Source organism: Psychrobacter sp. AOP7-B1-25 (assembly GCF_052376195.1).
Taxonomy (GTDB): Bacteria; Pseudomonadota; Gammaproteobacteria; order Pseudomonadales; family Moraxellaceae; genus Psychrobacter.
The window spans coordinates 1-16,928 of record NZ_JBQSVK010000018.1; the positions used below are offsets into that span (position 1 = coordinate 1).

The following is a 16,928-nucleotide window of genomic DNA, read 5'->3' on the forward strand; positions in this document are numbered from 1 at the left end:
TGTTTTATTAATGTTTTTAGGTTTATTTTAAAAGGTGAATAAATTGCTAGTTTTTTCAATGGGTTATGGTTTAATTAATTTTAATAGGTTTAGAGGCTAATTATAGATATGCTTTTTGCCATATTTCCTGATATCAAAAACGTTCAGCTTTACTAGATAAACACCTTTCATTATCTTCTAACCCTTCTTTCTATTCCAATAATCTTTTACGCTTATATCTTATAACTTACCTATTTTTTCAAAGAACGCTTTATACGCAGCGACTTTCTTATCCAATGATAGCGGATAAGCACGTGAGGTCGAAGGCAGTCTATATAAAGTCAAATCATTAACATCCATTTTTTTGTTATCCGCATTCTGCCATTTATAAGGGTAATGCATACTTTGATTGGTTTTTGGATGCTTTGATTTTGCAATTGGCTCATCTAATAATCCAAGCAGTACTTCTGTCGCCTTACCTCCTGTTGTGAACAGTGTCTTTACCTTTGGCACTTGTGGCAAGATAACATTTAGATTAACAGGTGTGACTACCGTTAGATTTTTATCCGAAGCATTACCCGTTTCACGAATGGCTTGCTTTACTGTCGGACAAGAAGCTATGCCACGTTCAAACATAAAGGCGCGAATACGCTCAGGGTCAAATCGCTTCTCATCGCCTACTCTAAAGTAGTCAGCATCATCAAAAAAGACTCGGCCATATATCCGCCACATATCATTATAAAAATTGGGATAATGAAAGCTCATTGCCCATTTATCCGCAGTCGGTGGAAAAGTGCCCATCATCATGACCGTTGCATTGGGCGGTAAGACAGGCTCAAAAGGATGGGTTTCAAGCTCTGTGGCTCTATCTTCAGACATTGTCGAGTTATTATCGATGGATTTTTGGGTACTAGGTGTTTTTATAGTCATGATATTCTTCATCAGAAAAGCGGTTTTTTTGGTATCATAGCAAGTCTAAACACTACCTCATTTATAATCACGTTATCTAGTCAAACTTAGACGGTTTAATCAGTTGACTTAAATGGCGCGATATCACCTTACTTAGCCTGAATTGCTTAGGCTTTGATGGCAACTGTGAACGTAGATATTGTTATTGCACTAAATGAGCACTGTCCTAGAGTAGTTGGTTAGCTTGGTTATTAAAGCTTTAACTTTACTATTTGTGTGCTAAAAACATGGTTAAAGTGTGGTAAGTGTTTGTATCTTTTATACTAATAGCAACCGCAGTAACTGCGCAAGCATCAGACAAGAAACCAAGAGAGTACTTATGAGTGACTTAAACAGCGATTTAAAAATTACGGTAATCGATCATCCACTAGTCCGTCATAAACTCAGCCTTATGCGCGAAAAAGACTGTAGTACTTATAAATTTCGTACATTGACCAAAGAGCTTGCGCGCTTGATGGCTTATGAAGCAAGCCGTGACTTTGAAATTGAAACCTTCCCAATGCAGGGCTGGTGTGGCGAAATCACTGGCGAGCAAATCATCGGTAAAACGGCAACTATCGTACCGATTCTACGTGCAGGTATTGGCATGCTTGATGGGGTGCTCGATTTGATCCCTACTGCTAAAATCTCTGTGGTCGGTCTACAGCGTGACGAAGAAACATTGCAGCCAGTCCCGTTCTTTGAAAAATTCGTTAGCCACATGGACAAACGTCCTGCGCTGATCATTGATCCAATGCTAGCCACAGGCGGCTCAATGGTTGCGACCATCGAGATGCTAAAGAAAAATGGCTGTACTAACATTAAAGCATTGGTATTAGTAGCTGCACCTGAAGGCGTACGTTTGGTAAATGAAGCACATCCAGACGTGACTATCTATACCGCTGCATTAGACAGCCATTTAGATGAGCATGGTTATATCATCCCAGGTCTGGGTGATGCTGGTGATAAGATTTTTGGTAAGCAGTTATCTAACAGATAAATCGCATTAGGGTAAATAAAGCCGTCATCAAAGTTATGGCAACAGCAAACAGCATCAACAATAAGGACAGATAATGAACGTATTGATTACAGGAGCAAGCGCGGGTTTTGGTAAAGCGTTGGCAGAGCGTTTGGTTGCTAATGGTCATCGCGTGATTGGTTGCGCCCGACGCCTTGATAAACTGAATGCGTTGGCAGAGACTCTAGGTGAGGCTTTTTTACCCGTGGTTATGGATGTGAGTGATACGGCTTCTATCCCACAAATAATCGCAGACTTACCTGATGATTTTAATCAAATAGATGTCTTGGTAAACAATGCTGGACTGGCACTTGGTACAGAGCCTGCCCATAAAGCCAGTCTTGATGACTGGATGCGCATGACTGATACCAATATTAAAGGTTTGATGGCGCTGACTCATGCCGTCTTGCCAGCGATGGTCGATCGCGATAGCGGTTATATCATCAACGTCGGTTCGATTGCTGGTAGCTGGCCTTATTTTGGTGGTAACGTTTACGGCGCCACTAAAGCGTTTGTAAAACAGTTTAGCTTAAACTTGCGAGCGGATCTTATTGGCACCCAAGTGCGTGTGACCAATCTTGAACCTGGCAACGTGGCTGGCACTGAGTTTTCAAACGTGCGCTATCATGGTGACGATGACAAAGCGTCCAAGGTTTATGACGGTTTTAAAACCATGACAGGTGAAGATATCGGCGATATTTTATTATGGCTAATCGAATCGCCTGCTCATATTAACGTTAACCGCCTAGAAGTGATGCCAGTTGCTCAGACCTATAATGGATTGACGATTACCAAGCAAGGTTAATACTATTTGCTGTGTTGGTAATCATACTGGCGTTAATTATCGATACATCACTTATCAACACCGACCTTGTTAGCGTAGTTCATAAGACCGAAGCAATATAGGATTGTCTATATTGCTTTTTTTTATGTCTTCAATAGCCTGCTCATTAACCAGACGCAAATCCTGAAAATCCAAAATTAGTACTTCGTTACGCAGGCGTTCGCTAGTGCGTTTATTATGTCGTATGGCAAACCCCAATACTTGCTTACCAGTGATGGTTATCTGATTAATGATGAACTTTAAATTATTCACATCTAATTTCTGTGACATTTTCTGAGCATTTATGAGTGCAGTCGCTGGATTTACAGTAGTGGTCAATGTTTTCGACTGCCTTACACTTTTGTGCATATCTCCTGCAGAAAACAATACCTGCTTAAGCGGTAAATATTGAGCATGTCGTGCCAGCTCTTGACGAAATATGGCAGGCATATCGGTATTAAAGCCATCCTCTGTCTGCTGATAAAATGCCGTGAAGTTACGATGCAGATAACGTCCGAATACTGTGGTATTAATCCATTCTTGATAAACATCATCTGCCAATAACTGCTTAGTAAAAGCACTGGCATCAATTGTGATATTTGCATCTAAAATAGCAGATAGCATCGACAGCAAAAGCGCTTGCGGACTGGCAAATGTCTGCTGCTGCCAAACTTGTGGATATAAGCTACTATCGAGTAATGGGAATGTTGATCTGCTCATGGATTTTATCCTCAACAATCATTTCAGTCATTAAATAGCATTGGTATATGCTTACTAACAGCTTTCAGCATAAGCCAAACTCTATGTTATGGTCAGATAATTGCTTTAATATAGCAGTCTTTTATTGACGGTATAACTACTTTGTAGTGACATGTTTGCAGCAAAACGCCTCTATTTAGGTTAATAGAGACAGTTTAATAAATCAAAGTGATATTACTCTATGAAAAAAAACCTCCTACCCCTTCCTACCCCTTATCAATTAAAGACGATACATATAGATACTGCTGACGGAACGGCAATGCCCGTATCTGTCATTGGCAAAGGTAAACCTGTCCTATTGCTGCACGCTTTTGGTATGGATGCGAGACAATTTATGCCATTTATTTTACCCCTGATTCAACACTACTGCTTTTACTTGCCGCATTTTAGGGGTTTTGGTTTGGCCAGTGATCTGACTTTGCCAACGTTTGATTTTATTGAACAATATGCACAAGATACTCAAGAAGTATTTGAGTACGTGAGCGAAGAAACCGGCTTTGAGGCCTTTCCTGTTGCTGCGATATCGATGGGGGCATTGGTCATGTGGGCGTATTTTCAGCGCTTTGGCACTCAGCGCGTGAGTCGTTATCTGAATATTGACCAAGCCCCAATTATTCATAACCAACCAGACTGGCAAGGTGGCGGCGTATTTGGTACACGACAAACCGAGTTGTTTGCGCAATTTACCCAGTTAATTACCGACACCGCTCCTTATCTACAAGCGGAGCAAGTGGTTGACTTCCGTCACTTGCCCTATCGACTAAAAGTAAACTTATTAGATATGGAGCGCTCTTTTTCTCTGCTGTCTGTCAGTAGCAAACCTTCGCAATTATTGGTAAAAGCCCTCAGTCATCGGGCACCACACAAAATCTCATTGATGGAACACGCGACTTGGCAGCATAAACTGCGCTGCTTATCGGCTTATGTTGCATTGCCCTACGATTACCGCGACGTTTTGCCAAGAGTCAGTATTCCGACTACCTTACTGATTGGTGCGCGCTCACAATTATATAGTGCAGAATGGCAACAGCGTTTGACCACTCTGCTACCCAATGCTCATAGCGTTACTTTGCCAACATCAGGCCATGCCGTACCAATGGATGCGCCAGTTAGTTTTTACAATATTTTAAAGCGGTTTTTGCGTAATTGAACTTTAAGAAACTAGGTCGGGCAGACATAAAAAAAGCGACTGTAAAAGTCGCTTTTTTGTTGAACGAGCTGTGAGATGTGTTCGCAGAAAACTGAAACTAATCGTTTAAGTCTTTGATCAATTCAAACCGTGGCACTTGCTTACCATCTACCGTAACCGTTTCAGTAAACATCGCAAGTGGACGTGCCCATACGCCATACTCACCATATAAGCAGCGATATACCACTAGCGATTCTTCAGTCTCTGAATGCTGTGCCGTATGTAATACTTGATAAAGGCTGCCTTTATAGTGGCGGTAGATGCCTTGAGAGATGGTTTTTGTCATAGCAAACTCCTACTATTAAAAAATGGCTGGTAATTGTCGCTTCATAAAAAAGGTCGACAATTACTGCCGACCTCGCTTTTAATCATTTTTGTAGATTATTTAAGCAACCGTCACTTTTGCGTAAGCCTTTTTGCCAGCTTGAATTACGACCGTTTGACCTGAGGTGAGACTAAAGCCACCATCAACCACTTCACCATCTACTTTAACCGCGCCACGTTTTACCATGTCTTTGGCTGCTGAGTTGTTTTTAGCTAGCTTAGCTTGGTTCAATACTTGAGTGATAAACAGTGCGTCCTGACCTTCCAAATCTAGCGTCACTTCCGGCAAGTCAACTGGTAGCTCGCCATCTGCTAAAACGTTACCAGCCGATTTATGCGCATTGGCAGCAGCGTCAGCATCATGGAAACGCTCGATCAATTCTTCGGCTAAGATACGTTTGATTTCTTGTGGATTGCGACCGCCTTCCATTTCATTCATCAAGCCTTCGATTTCTTCCATTGGCTTAAAGCTTAAAAACTCAAAATAACGGCGAATCAAAGTATCCGGCATTGATAACAGTTTTTGGTACATCGTACCTGGTGCATCATAAATACCAACATAGTTGCCCAATGATTTAGACATTTTGTTGACACCATCCAACCCTTCTAAGATTGGTACCGTGATGCATACTTGCGGCTCTTGACCGTAGCGGCCTTGTAGCGTGCGACCCATCAGAATATTGAAAGTTTGATCGGTACCACCCAGCTCAACATCCGCTTTTAGGGCGATAGAATCATAGCCTTGCACCAACGGGTACAAAAACTCATGTATGGCAATCGGCGTTTGTGCTGCATAACGCTTAGAGAAGTCATCACGCTCAAGCATACGCGATACGGTTAACTGGCTAGACAATTGAATCATGTCGCCTGCTGACATATCTTTGAACCATTCAGAGTTGAACACAATGCGCGTTTTTTCTTTGTCTAAAATCTTAAATACTTGCTCAGCATACGTTTGCGCATTGACTTTGATTTGTTCATCGGTCAGCGGAGGACGCGTGCTATTTTTACCAGAAGGATCACCAATCTTGGCAGTATAGTCACCGATTAGAAAATAAATCTCATGACCCAAATCTTGAAAATGCTTAAGCTTATTGATTAGTACTGTATGACCCAAATGCAGATCAGGTGCAGTAGGATCAAAGCCTGCCTTGATGCGTAATGGGCGATTTAGCTTAAGCTTTGCCACTAAATCCTCTTCAGACAGAATTTCTTGTGTCCCGCGTTGAATCAGGGCCAGTTGTTCTTCTAGGGTGTAAGTTTGATTGGTCATGATGCTCTCTATATATCACTTTAATTGGGATTTTTATGAATGACGGTTACTGGCTCAACACCTTAGGAAGTTTAGAACCTCAAAAGGTCAGAAAAATGCTAGAATTTGACGGATATACTAGCGTTTTTTGAGGTAAATTGCCATGACCAACCCCGCATCGATTGCTGATACTGACCATAATGCCCTTGCAGACTTGCTTATGAATAATGGTTTGGATAACTCCTCAGATGATATTGATGATTTGACCTCTGTTAATTCGAACTATGCCACTCTGACCGATGCACTTGAGCAAACGGTGTTTGAAAGCTTCGATGATGGTCTATATATCGGCATGATGTCTGGCACCAGTTTAGATGGTATGGATGCGGCCCTTTGTCAGTTTAATCCTGAGATAAGCAACAGAGATAACACCCAACCGCCGATGCGACTGCTTGCAACCTATAGCCAAGACTTTCCACCACGTCTGCGTGAAGTATTATTAGCATTATGCCAACCGAATGGTGTGAATCAACTCGTACCAGAGGCTGACGAACCAAACAGTGAATTAGATTGGTTCGGCTGGGCAAGCCGTGCGTACGCTGAATTCGCGAGCGAAGTGGTCAATACTTTATTGCAGCAATCAGATACCGATCCTGAGTCAGTACTGGCGATTGGTTGTCATGGACAGACCGTACGCCATCGTCCGCAGATGGGCTTTAGTTTACAATTGGTCGATGCTAATATCATCGCTGAGCGTACAGGCATCAGCGTGATCAGTGATTTCCGTCGTCGTGACATGGCAGTTGGCGGTCAAGGTGCGCCTTTAGTACCTGCGTTTCATCAGGCATTGTTTGCCAACCCTGACAACACGCGTGTGCTATTAAATTTAGGCGGTATTGCTAATATAACGGTCTTGCCAGCTAATGAAAAAGATAAAGTTGTTGGCTACGATACTGGACCTGCCAATTTATTGTTGGACGCGTGGACGTCTTGGCATACTGACAATGACTATGACGCAGGTGGCGCTTGGGCGCAGTCTGGAACCATCATTGAACCATTATTACAGCAACTCTTGGCACATCCGTTTTTTGCTCAGTCTCACCCAAAAAGTACAGGCCGTGAAGACTTTAACTTAACTTGGTTGCAAGATGAGCTACAGGGTTTTGAGCAAGCCAATGCTAACATCAGTTATTCAGCAGCCGATGTGCAAGCAACCTTGACGGAGTTAACAGCTATCAGTGCCAGTACGCAAATCAATATGTTTATCAGTGATTCCAAAAACAGCTCGGTCTATGTTTGCGGTGGCGGCGCATTGAATGACTATCTAATGAAACGTCTGCAAGCACACCTACCTCATTACACCGTACAAACCACTGAACATTTAGGGCTTACGCCAACGTGGGTAGAAGCTGTTGCCTTTGCATGGTTAGCCAGACAAACACTAATGGGTGAAACTGGCAACTTACCCGCTGTCACAGGGGCAAATAAAGGTGTGGTATTGGGCCAAGTATGTTTCGCCTGACCAGTTAAATTTTAGTTTACATACGTGCACCTATGTGTTTTATAATGACTTTTGAAACGCCATTCTCTTAGGACCTGTAAGTATAGGATATATCGCATGAGCCAGAATAGTAGTTCACCTGTCGACCAAGCCACCACTGATGACAAAAACAATATGACTGCAGCACCTGTACACAAATCGCGTCAAAAACCACCTCACTATGAGCGCTCTGATGATACTCGCGTTGTAGTTACTGGCATGGGCGCTATTACGCCGCTCGGTTTAGACGTCGATAGTTCATGGGCCAAATTGCTCAATGGCGAGAGTGGTATCTCACCAATTACGCATTTCGACGCCACAGGCTATCGTGCACAAATCGCAGGCGTAATCAAAGACTTCGATGCCAAGCAATATATGAATGCCAAAGATGCGCGTCGCTATGATGAGTTTATGCATTATGGGGTTGCCGCTTCTGCCATGGCACTAAAGCACGCTGGTTTCATCGATGAAGTTAGTCCTGCTGACACACCTGTGCAAGGCGTTGACCAAGATCGCTTCGGGATTATTTTAGGTTCAGGTATTGGCGGTATCCAAACGATTGAAAACAGCCGTGATACCTTACACGAAAAAGGTGCAAGCAAAGTCTCACCTTTTATTATCCCAGGCTCTATCGTTAATATGGCAGCTGGACTGGTAGCGATTAAGCATAAGTTAAAAGGTCCAAACCTTGCGACATCAACCGCTTGTACCACGGCAACTCATGCCATGGGTCTTGCCGCTCGTTTGATTGCTTATGGTGATGCCGATGTTATGTTGGCTGGTGGTAGCGAAAAAGGCTCTAGCCCACTTGGTATAGCTGGCTTTAGTGCGATGCACGCACTCTCTACTCGCAACGATGAACCAACCAAAGCGTCACGTCCATTTGATAAAGGTCGTGATGGGTTTGTCCTTGGTGACGGTGCTGGCGTGGTGGTATTGGAAAGTCTTGCCCATGCCAAAGCACGTGGTGCAACGATATTAGCAGAGCTGGTCGGTTTTGGTATGAGCGATGATGCCAGTCATATTACCGCGCCACCAGAAGACGGTAGCGGTGCAGCAAAAGCGATGAAAAATGCACTAAACGATGCTGGCATCGAATCATCAAGCGTAGGTTATGTCAATGCGCATGGCACTAGCACCCCTGCTGGTGACGTGGCTGAGTCTATTGCTATCGAAACTGTGTTCTCACCTGTAAAAGACAGCATCTTAGTCAGCTCAACTAAATCAATGACAGGGCATTTACTTGGTGCCGCTGGCGGGGTTGAAGCCATCTTCACAGTACTCGCTCTACAGAACCAGCATGTGCCACCGACGATTAATCTAGACGATGTCGAAGACAACTGTAACCTCGATTATGTGGCTAATAAATCACGCAAAGTCGATAACCTGCAGTATGCAGTGTCTAACAGCTTTGGCTTTGGTGGTACCAATGGCTCCTTGGTGTTCGCTCGCTGGCCTGTCAATCAATAGCCATCTATCTACATCTCAGCGCATAGTAATGAATGCGTTGTAACGTTGGTGTCAGATTTGCTACGTTTGTCCACTTGCAGCCCCTTATCGTACTTGCGTATGATAAGGGGTAATTTTTGGAACATTTATGGAAGATACCATGTCAAGCTACTCATTTTCCCATCAGTTTTATCAACGCTGGACGTGTGCACCTGAGCCAGTACGTGCAGCTATTACCCAAGAACTAAAAGACATCACTACTCTGCTGCAATCTGACACCTCATTTGAAGACTTTACTTTTAACACCCATGATTTAGATACTCATGTAGACGAACTATATGATAACTACAATGCAGAGCAAGCCATTGCTAAAGCGATCACGGATAAACAAGAACAAGAAGAAGCCGCTGCAAAACAAAAACTAGCAGAAGAGCAAAAGAAAAAAGAGGCAGAAGAAGCCACACGTAAAGCAGAAAAAGCTCAAGAAGAACAAGAAAAAAATGAGCAGGCAGCGTTAGAGAAAGACAACGATAAAGAGCTGCCTGCTAATGATGTAGAAAAATCAAACACAGATAGCGCTGTTGCTGACGCATCTAGTGCAAAGACTGAAAAGTTAGCATCAGAAACAACCAATACTAAGGACAACGCTAGCGATAATAAAAATACTGACAATAAAACTATTAGTGAACAAACACAGGCGCTTAGTGATAATCACATTAAAGATATCAATAACAAAGCCAGTGCAGCGATTAACTTGGCATTAAAAGACGCGAAGCTAGATGCGACACATCAACAGTTAATCCGTGAGCTGGAAACACAGATTGATGACTATTTAAGTGAGCAAATGATGCTAATGTCTGAAAATCTAAAGTCTTGGCTACGTGCCGAGGTCACCCAACACTTTAGCGAACAGAGTGACTCAACTGCTGACAACGAAGCTGCTAAGGAAAGTATTCACTAACAACAGTGTATATTTTTCAATATTAGACTTACCGTTAGAAATAACCGCTCAGTAGTAAATATTAGACAACAAACAATAAAAAGCCCCGTAAATAACTTACGGGGCTTTTTAATGCTTTTATTTAATATTTTGAGCTTAGTATTAAATGGCTTTGGTACGTTCAGTCAGCCATTCAAGCGCTGCGCCTTCAACACGATCTTTTAGCTCTGCTAAAACTTGGCTATGATAGTCATTTAGCCAATCTATCTCTGTTTGATCCAACAACGACGGCTCAATCAGGCGCGTATCGATTGGGCAATAAGTGATGGTCTCAAAGTTTAAGAAGTCACCAAACTCTGTTTCAGTGGGCTTAGCAACTGGCGTATTCACTACCAAGTTCTCGATACGGATACCCCATTTGCCTTCGCGGTATAGACCTGGCTCATTACTAGAAATCATACCGACTTTCATCGCGCGCTCTTTTGGTGTGCTAGCGCTATAGGCGATAACTTGTGGACCTTCGTGTACGTTTAAGAAATAGCCAACGCCGTGACCCGTACCATGACCATAATCCATCTGTGCTTGCCACAACGGCGCACGGCAAATAGCATCAATTAACGGTGAGGCGATACCATCAGGGAAATGCGCTTTCGCCAAGGCAATATGGGCTTTCAAGACAGTAGTAAAATCGCGTTTATGCTCAGAGCTTACTTGCCCGATACCAACTACGCGAGTGATATCTGTCGTACCGTTTTGATATTGGGCGCCTGAGTCAATCAGTAGTAATCCCCCTTCGCCCTCAGCCACATCAAGATAGCTAAAGTTTTCTGGCGTAGCGCGGTAATGTGGCAATGCACCGTTTTCATTAAAGCCTGCGATAGTCGGGAAACTTGGTGAGACATAATGTGGCTGTTGACTACGTACATCTATTAGCATGCTATCCACATCTAGCTCACTTAAACGCTCGCCGTCTGCTAGACGCTGTTCAAATGTAGCAAAAAACTCAGCCAAAGCAGCCCCATCTTGACGCATCGCTTCACGCACATGATCAATATCTGCATCTGACTTCACAGATTTGAGCAATGTACTAGGCGCCATTTGCTCGATAAAGCCGACATCATCCGCCATTTTTGAGAGTGTACCTACTGCGACTTTGCTTGGATCTAACAGCAATAAATCGTCTGGCGTTAATGCACTCAATGCATCTTGTACAGCAGAATAGTTAGCCAATGTGATACCACTGTCTTTTAGACTTTGGGCAATATCTTCATTTACTTTATCGGTATCAACAAATAACGTTGCTTTGTCTGCGTCAATCAACATATGTGATAAAAACACAGGATTATAATCAACATCAGCACCGCGCAAGTTCGTCAACCAAGCGATATCGTCTAGACTTGAAAGTAAATGATGGGTCGCACCTGCCTCTGCCATACCTTCGCGTACTGCAGCAAGTTTCGAGGTAGTAGACTGAGCAAGGAATTGCTCATCATGGGCATATAACTTAGCCGCCGGTAGTGCTGGGCGATCTGCCCAAATCTCTGTCAATACATCACGCTCTGTGATCAAAGTAATGTCATTGGCATCAAAAGCATTTAACAGGCGATCTTGTTCAGCGATAGACAGCACATTGCCATCTACGGCTACGCTATCGCCTTCTTGCAAGTGATCGGCTAACCAATCGATATGATTTGGCTGACCTGGCGCAAGCTTTTCTAAAGTAATACCTGTACCTTCTAACTGATCAGCAGCATGTACCCAATAACGGCTATCCGTCCATAAACCTGCAAAGTCAGCAGTCACAACAAGCGTACCGACAGAACCGGTAAACCCTGACAGCCATAAGCGTGCTTGCCAGTACTCTGGTAGGTATTCAGATAAATGTGGATCAGCAGAGGGTACGATGATTGCGGTGAGGTCTTGCGCTGCTAAGGTGCTACGTAAATTAGCAATACGTTCGTGAATGGCTTGTTTATTCATTAAATGTGTCCTTATAGATGTTATGAAATATGATGATGACGCGATTATTTACAATCGTCTTGTTCTAATAGTTGTCTTGTTTGAGTTATTGATACTGCTTTAGTATTAATAAGACATTTGTTATCGATAGCGATTATTCAAGCAAGCTTTTCATTTAACTATGCTTGCTTTGATAACTGCTTCTGCTGATTAAGAAGATAAAACTGAGATAAATACAAGCTTATAAAACGCTGTACTGATACTTGTCCTGAGCCATGATTAGATGTTTGGGCGGATAGTAAGCTTTCAATAGCTTGTGCCAAATATATCACTAACTAAAACAATAAAACGTGCTACCAGTCATGGTAACACGTCTCGTCATGCCTCATTTGTGCTGTTGTTATTCACAAATGTACATCAGACTATCTTATTGCTTGGCCAGTTGTTTCTCACGCTCACTTTCTTTGAGCATTTTATTGATAGGTTTTGCTAGTATCAATAATATTACAGCGGTAACTACCAAGAAGATGGTCATGGTGGTAAATAGGCCTGGTAATCCTTCAATCTTATCAGCAGAGACATGACCACCAAAGAAGGCTGCAACCAAGTTACCCATAGCAATAGAGGCAAAGAACAGCCCCATCATTTGCCCTTGCATACCCTCTGGTGCCAGCTTTGTCATGGCAGACAAACCAACTGGGCTCAATGCTAGCTCACCTAGCGTCAATAATAATAAACTACCAACCAACCATAGTGGCGATGCCAAGCCAGCACCAGGCGCTAAAATACTTTTTGAAGCAAAAATCATCAAAGCAAAACCTGCAGCTGCAAGTAGCATTCCGAGTGCAAACTTAGCCATACTGCTAGGCTCAAGACCTCGGTTGCCAAGCTTGACCCAAATAATACTAACGATAGGTGCCAACATTAGAATAAATAGCGGGTTCAATGACTGGAACCAAATACTTGGTATCTCAAATCCTAAAACATTTAGATCGGTATAACGATCGGCAAATAAGTTAAAAGACGTTGGCTGCTGCTCAAAACTTGACCAAAACAGCGTCGAACCAATAATTAAGACAAAGCAAATCAACAAGCGTAGTTTGTCAGTCTTATCCAATCGCGGTGAGATAAACATAATAGCAAAATACAAGATGACCACTGCAGCAATAATATACGTCATATACTCTGCAACCATCTCAGGATTGAACGATATCATGCCAGTAGACACTAATAGCACCGCAGCTACTAGCACCGCGACGAAACCACCAACCCAGCGACCGATATTTTTGTAATGGTCATTGGACTTTTCCCACTCAGCAGAGATACCTTTGGCGCGTGCATAACGCGTTAAGTTCTTTTGTGCGACAAAACGATAGATCAATAATGAGACCAGCATACCCAAACCACCAACGCCAAAGCCGACATGCCACATGCCTTTTTCTTTGAATACGCCAACGATAAGTGCTGCTAGTAACGCACCGATGTTGATACCCATATAGAACAAGGTAAAACCGCCATCACGGCGAGAGTCACCTTTGGGGTACAAAGCACCAACCATCACTGAGATACAGGTCTTAAACAACCCTGAACCTAAGACAATACAGATTAAACCAACAAAAAACAGCGTCATACCAAACATCGCTGAAAGCGCGATACACAAATGACCAAGGGCAATAATGATACTACCCCACCACAATGCACGCTCTTGACCTAGCCAGTTATCTGCTAGCCAACCACCTGGTACTGCTGCTAAGTATAACGAACCCGCAAAAATACCATAAATAGCAGAAGCGGTGACTTCACTGAAGCCAAAACCGCCACTGCTCACTGTTGCCACCATAAATAAAACTAATAGTGGACGAATACTATAATAGGAGAATCGCTCCCACATTTCGGTAAAAAACAATGAGCGTAAGGGCGCAGGATGTCCCATAAAGCCATTGTCTAGTGCTTCTAGCTCTGCTGCACTAGCCCCCGATTTTGTTTCTGTGCCCATAACTTTATTCCTTTAAAGATCATATTTGTAATGACCAAAGTCCTGATTGTTCAGGTGGACGGTCATATAGGCGGAACATTGTTTCACTTGGTTATGGGCAAGTAAAGAAAAAGTTGGTTAAAAATTACACAAATACTCATAAAAAAGAACCCGCTCTCAGTGGTTGAGAACGGGCCTTTTTTCTGACCATACAGGCCAGTAATATTATACTTACAGCACTGTTGATATAGGCTTCATAATACAGCTCATTTCATCATTGAGTAGTACTACTCTGAATCAGTGACATATTCATACTATAGATTACTGTGCTGCGGTCTCTTCAGTAGCTTCGCCAGTATCGCCAGCCTCTAAGTCACCGTCCGCTTGCTCAGCTGTCAAATCAGCATCGGCAACAGCAGCTTGGTTCACAGTGCCAGAAGCCGTTGCTGTACCGGCTTCTGCAGTAACAACTGCACTATCTGCATCTGTCGCTGGTGTCACGGTTGCATCTGCTGCAGTATCAGGTGCTGCAGCATCTGACGGTTCTTCTGTTGTTGCAGCTGCTGCATCGGCTGGAGCCGCTTCTTCAGTAGCAGTGGCTTCTGCCTCATCTGCCGCAGCTGACGCTTCAGTTGTCTCAGCAGTGATATGCTCGCCTGCTGGACGCAAAAATGCAGAAATACCAATAAGTAAGACAATACCTAAGAACATGGCAATGCCACCTAAAGCGAATAACAGCTCTTTTTTTGGATTGTTATTGACGATACCTTCTGACATACCTTATCCACCTTGCACAAAATATTTGAAATATTGACCTATTATATCGCAATTTATACTGATTTGTGAAAACCCTTAAGTATTTAAAGGGTTTATTATTCACAATTCTAACATTCGTTTTTGGCACTTGTGACAGCCAACTGCTTAATAAGCTGCCCATCACTCGATACCCATACCTCTCACATCACAATATTACTTAACCAAACGTACTGGAGTTTTTGGCCTTTTACCCAAATAGCTAAGTATCAGCAACAGTGCCATGATAAACAAAATAGGATACTGACCAAAGCGCATGAATGGCGTGTTGCCAACTCGTGCCTGAATATCACCGCGCAAGACAGTACGCTCAAACTGCGGTGCGCGCTCTACGATACGACCTTTATGGTCGATAATAGCCGTCACCCCTGTATTGGTCGCACGCATAAACCAGCGGCCATTTTCTAACGCACGCATCTGTACCATCTGTAGATGCTGTAGTGGGCCTGCTGACGTACCAAACCAAGCATCATTTGAGATGGTTAATAAGAAGTCTGTGCCAATCGCATTTTTGCGCGTGGTATCTGGATACGCCACTTCGTAACAAATAGCTGCACCTAAATTATGCCCTCGCACACGTAGCGGTGACTGCTGATCACTACCGCGACTATAGCTCATAATATCTTGGCTACCTGCTAGATTAGGCAAAATATCAAGCACGCCTTCAAATGGGATATATTCACCAAATGGGACTAGGCGCTGCTTTTTATACAAACCCTCCGCCTCTGCTCCTAGCGCGACCACACTATTATAAAATGGTGGGTATTTATCTGTACTGGCATCAAATGCTGCTTCGTCCTTATAAGGAATACCTGTCACCCATGTTGTGTCAGTCTCTTTGGCCATCTCTACCATTTCACTGATAAAACCAACGGCTTCTGTCTGAAACATAGGTATCGAAGACTCAGGCCACAGCACAATGTCACGCCCCCATTCGTCACGAGTCAATGTTGCATAGATTTTTAGGGTTTCTATCTGATATTCGGTGAGCCATTTTAGGTCTTGTGGGATGTTACCTTGAATCAAAGACACTGATAAATCAGGGGTACCTTTTGGTTTGGTCCACTGCGGATTGATCAACCATAGTGCGCTACTAACGATTAACAATGCTATCGATGGAATCATATAACCAGCGCGGCGACGTAGTAGCTCAACGACACTGGCAGCTAATAGTACCGCTACAAAGGAAACCGCAAAGACGCCAGCCACAGGTGCTAGCGAGGACAGCCAGTACTGTTCAGTAAATGCATAACCGACAAACAGCCATGGAAAACCTGTAAATAGCCAAGTTTTCATCCACTCTTGAAGTATCCAAAGGGCAGCAAAAGATAATGGCTGCTTGCCAACCACGCGATTAAATATTAGCGCCAAAAATCCATGGAACAAGCCCATACCCAGTCCCATAAGCGCAATCATAATCAGCGCAAGCCATGCAGGTGTATCACCATAGACATGAATAGACGTGTACAACCAAAACGCACCAACACACCACAGCCCCGTACCGTAGGCTTGACCAATTAGAAAGGCGCGGCGACCTGTCATTGCTGGCACTAATAACGCATATAAAATAGCAGGTGATACCAAAGCAACTGGCCAAATACCATAAGGCGCGAGCGCGAATATAAAAGCTGCCCCTGCCAGCCAAGCTATTAGTACCGTCAACCCCATATGTAAGCCTTTAGGCTTATCGGGGTTCAGACGTTTTTGCAAATCAACAGTAGACAGACGCATAGCAGTTATCCAAAACCATATTTTCTAAAATTTCTCAGCTAAGCTGTGAGATAAAACCCACACAAAACCTGACTGCATAATGCTTTATGCAGAGCCACAAATAAAACCCACCCATGATACCAGTCAAAATCTACAAGTGGGTAAATTTGCGTAGCTAAAACCTCATTCTAAAAAGTTAAAGGCGGAAAGCAAAAAACACGATTTTTAATCGTGTTTTTTATTGAATTTG

The 16,928-nt window shown here is 43.2% G+C and carries 14 protein-coding genes; 6 read left to right on the forward strand and 8 right to left on the reverse strand.

What is annotated here, in order from left to right; all coding sequences use genetic code 11:
* Positions 1 to 219 precede the first annotated feature (219 nt).
* Positions 220 to 858 (reverse strand): DNA glycosylase, encoded by a 639-nt coding sequence (locus ACT3QR_RS11930; RefSeq protein ID WP_444521594.1) that lies wholly within the window; start codon positions 856 to 858, stop codon positions 220 to 222.
* Positions 859 to 1,267: 409 nt separating this feature from the next.
* On the opposite strand from ACT3QR_RS11930, the gene upp reads away from it, so the two are divergent.
* Both upp and ACT3QR_RS11940 read left to right on the forward strand, forming a co-directional pair.
* Positions 1,268 to 1,927, forward strand: a complete 660-nt coding sequence (upp, locus tag ACT3QR_RS11935) for a uracil phosphoribosyltransferase (protein WP_201600324.1) — start codon at positions 1,268 to 1,270, stop codon at positions 1,925 to 1,927.
* A gap of 73 nt (positions 1,928 to 2,000) precedes the next feature.
* Positions 2,001 to 2,750 carry an SDR family NAD(P)-dependent oxidoreductase gene (locus tag ACT3QR_RS11940; RefSeq protein ID WP_444521549.1) on the forward strand — a complete coding sequence of 250 codons (750 nt, stop codon included), beginning with the start codon at positions 2,001 to 2,003 and terminating at the stop codon, positions 2,748 to 2,750.
* A 69-nt stretch (positions 2,751 to 2,819) separates the two neighbouring features.
* On the opposite strand, the gene ACT3QR_RS11945 is transcribed toward ACT3QR_RS11940, so the two are convergent.
* Positions 2,820 to 3,488, reverse strand: coding sequence for a hypothetical protein (locus ACT3QR_RS11945; protein ID WP_444521550.1), 669 nt, complete (start codon positions 3,486 to 3,488; stop codon positions 2,820 to 2,822).
* Positions 3,489 to 3,708: 220 nt separating this feature from the next.
* Between ACT3QR_RS11945 and ACT3QR_RS11950 the strand changes: the two genes are divergently transcribed.
* Positions 3,709 to 4,677: an alpha/beta fold hydrolase gene (locus ACT3QR_RS11950; protein WP_444521551.1), complete on the forward strand. Its 969-nt coding sequence runs from the start codon at positions 3,709 to 3,711 to the stop codon at positions 4,675 to 4,677.
* Between the two features lie 97 nt (positions 4,678 to 4,774).
* Here ACT3QR_RS11950 and ACT3QR_RS11955 read toward each other — a convergent pair whose 3' ends face one another.
* Complete coding sequence (locus ACT3QR_RS11955) at positions 4,775 to 5,002, reverse strand: DUF1653 domain-containing protein (RefSeq protein ID WP_444521552.1); 228 nt, start codon at positions 5,000 to 5,002, stop codon at positions 4,775 to 4,777.
* A 99-nt stretch (positions 5,003 to 5,101) separates the two neighbouring features.
* Positions 5,102 to 6,313 carry a tyrosine--tRNA ligase gene (gene tyrS, locus ACT3QR_RS11960; RefSeq protein ID WP_444521553.1) on the reverse strand — a complete coding sequence of 404 codons (1,212 nt, stop codon included), beginning with the start codon at positions 6,311 to 6,313 and terminating at the stop codon, positions 5,102 to 5,104.
* A gap of 142 nt (positions 6,314 to 6,455) precedes the next feature.
* Between tyrS and ACT3QR_RS11965 the strand changes: the two genes are divergently transcribed.
* From ACT3QR_RS11965 to ACT3QR_RS11975, 3 genes are all read left to right on the forward strand, one after another.
* Positions 6,456 to 7,814 carry an anhydro-N-acetylmuramic acid kinase gene (locus tag ACT3QR_RS11965; protein WP_444521554.1) on the forward strand — a complete coding sequence of 453 codons (1,359 nt, stop codon included), beginning with the start codon at positions 6,456 to 6,458 and terminating at the stop codon, positions 7,812 to 7,814.
* A 153-nt stretch (positions 7,815 to 7,967) separates the two neighbouring features.
* A complete protein-coding gene (gene fabF / locus ACT3QR_RS11970) occupies positions 7,968 to 9,302 on the forward strand; it encodes a beta-ketoacyl-ACP synthase II (protein WP_444521595.1) in 1,335 nt (444 codons plus the stop codon).
* Between the two features lie 127 nt (positions 9,303 to 9,429).
* The gene (locus ACT3QR_RS11975; protein ID WP_444521555.1) at positions 9,430 to 10,242 is read left to right on the forward strand and encodes a hypothetical protein; all 813 of its coding nucleotides are present in this window, start codon (positions 9,430 to 9,432) and stop codon (positions 10,240 to 10,242) included.
* Between the two features lie 141 nt (positions 10,243 to 10,383).
* On the opposite strand, the gene ACT3QR_RS11980 is transcribed toward ACT3QR_RS11975, so the two are convergent.
* From ACT3QR_RS11980 to lnt, 4 genes are all read right to left on the reverse strand, one after another.
* A complete protein-coding gene (locus ACT3QR_RS11980) occupies positions 10,384 to 12,201 on the reverse strand; it encodes an aminopeptidase P family protein (protein WP_444521556.1) in 1,818 nt (605 codons plus the stop codon).
* Between the two features lie 406 nt (positions 12,202 to 12,607).
* A complete protein-coding gene (locus ACT3QR_RS11985; protein ID WP_444521557.1) occupies positions 12,608 to 14,176 on the reverse strand; it encodes a peptide MFS transporter in 1,569 nt (522 codons plus the stop codon).
* A gap of 300 nt (positions 14,177 to 14,476) precedes the next feature.
* The gene (locus tag ACT3QR_RS11990) at positions 14,477 to 14,932 is read right to left on the reverse strand and encodes a hypothetical protein (protein WP_444521558.1); all 456 of its coding nucleotides are present in this window, start codon (positions 14,930 to 14,932) and stop codon (positions 14,477 to 14,479) included.
* Between the two features lie 192 nt (positions 14,933 to 15,124).
* Entirely contained in the window at positions 15,125 to 16,699 is a 1,575-nt protein-coding gene (gene lnt, locus ACT3QR_RS11995; RefSeq protein ID WP_444521559.1) for an apolipoprotein N-acyltransferase, read from the reverse strand.
* Between the last annotated feature and the right edge of the window lie 229 nt (positions 16,700 to 16,928).

Coding starts and splice junctions, on each gene's coding strand:
- ACT3QR_RS11930 (WP_444521594.1), bottom strand. CDS start 858: ATGTCTGAAGATAGAGCCACAGAGCTTGAAACCCATCCTTTTGAGCCT.
- upp (WP_201600324.1), top strand. CDS start 1,268: ATGAGTGACTTAAACAGCGATTTAAAAATTACGGTAATCGATCATCCA.
- ACT3QR_RS11940 (WP_444521549.1), top strand. CDS start 2,001: ATGAACGTATTGATTACAGGAGCAAGCGCGGGTTTTGGTAAAGCGTTG.
- ACT3QR_RS11945 (WP_444521550.1), bottom strand. CDS start 3,488: ATGAGCAGATCAACATTCCCATTACTCGATAGTAGCTTATATCCACAA.
- ACT3QR_RS11950 (WP_444521551.1), top strand. CDS start 3,709: ATGAAAAAAAACCTCCTACCCCTTCCTACCCCTTATCAATTAAAGACG.
- ACT3QR_RS11955 (WP_444521552.1), bottom strand. CDS start 5,002: ATGACAAAAACCATCTCTCAAGGCATCTACCGCCACTATAAAGGCAGC.
- tyrS (WP_444521553.1), bottom strand. CDS start 6,313: ATGACCAATCAAACTTACACCCTAGAAGAACAACTGGCCCTGATTCAA.
- ACT3QR_RS11965 (WP_444521554.1), top strand. CDS start 6,456: ATGACCAACCCCGCATCGATTGCTGATACTGACCATAATGCCCTTGCA.
- fabF (WP_444521595.1), top strand. CDS start 7,968: ATGACTGCAGCACCTGTACACAAATCGCGTCAAAAACCACCTCACTAT.
- ACT3QR_RS11975 (WP_444521555.1), top strand. CDS start 9,430: ATGGAAGATACCATGTCAAGCTACTCATTTTCCCATCAGTTTTATCAA.
- ACT3QR_RS11980 (WP_444521556.1), bottom strand. CDS start 12,201: ATGAATAAACAAGCCATTCACGAACGTATTGCTAATTTACGTAGCACC.
- ACT3QR_RS11985 (WP_444521557.1), bottom strand. CDS start 14,176: ATGGGCACAGAAACAAAATCGGGGGCTAGTGCAGCAGAGCTAGAAGCA.
- ACT3QR_RS11990 (WP_444521558.1), bottom strand. CDS start 14,932: ATGTCAGAAGGTATCGTCAATAACAATCCAAAAAAAGAGCTGTTATTC.
- lnt (WP_444521559.1), bottom strand. CDS start 16,699: ATGCGTCTGTCTACTGTTGATTTGCAAAAACGTCTGAACCCCGATAAG.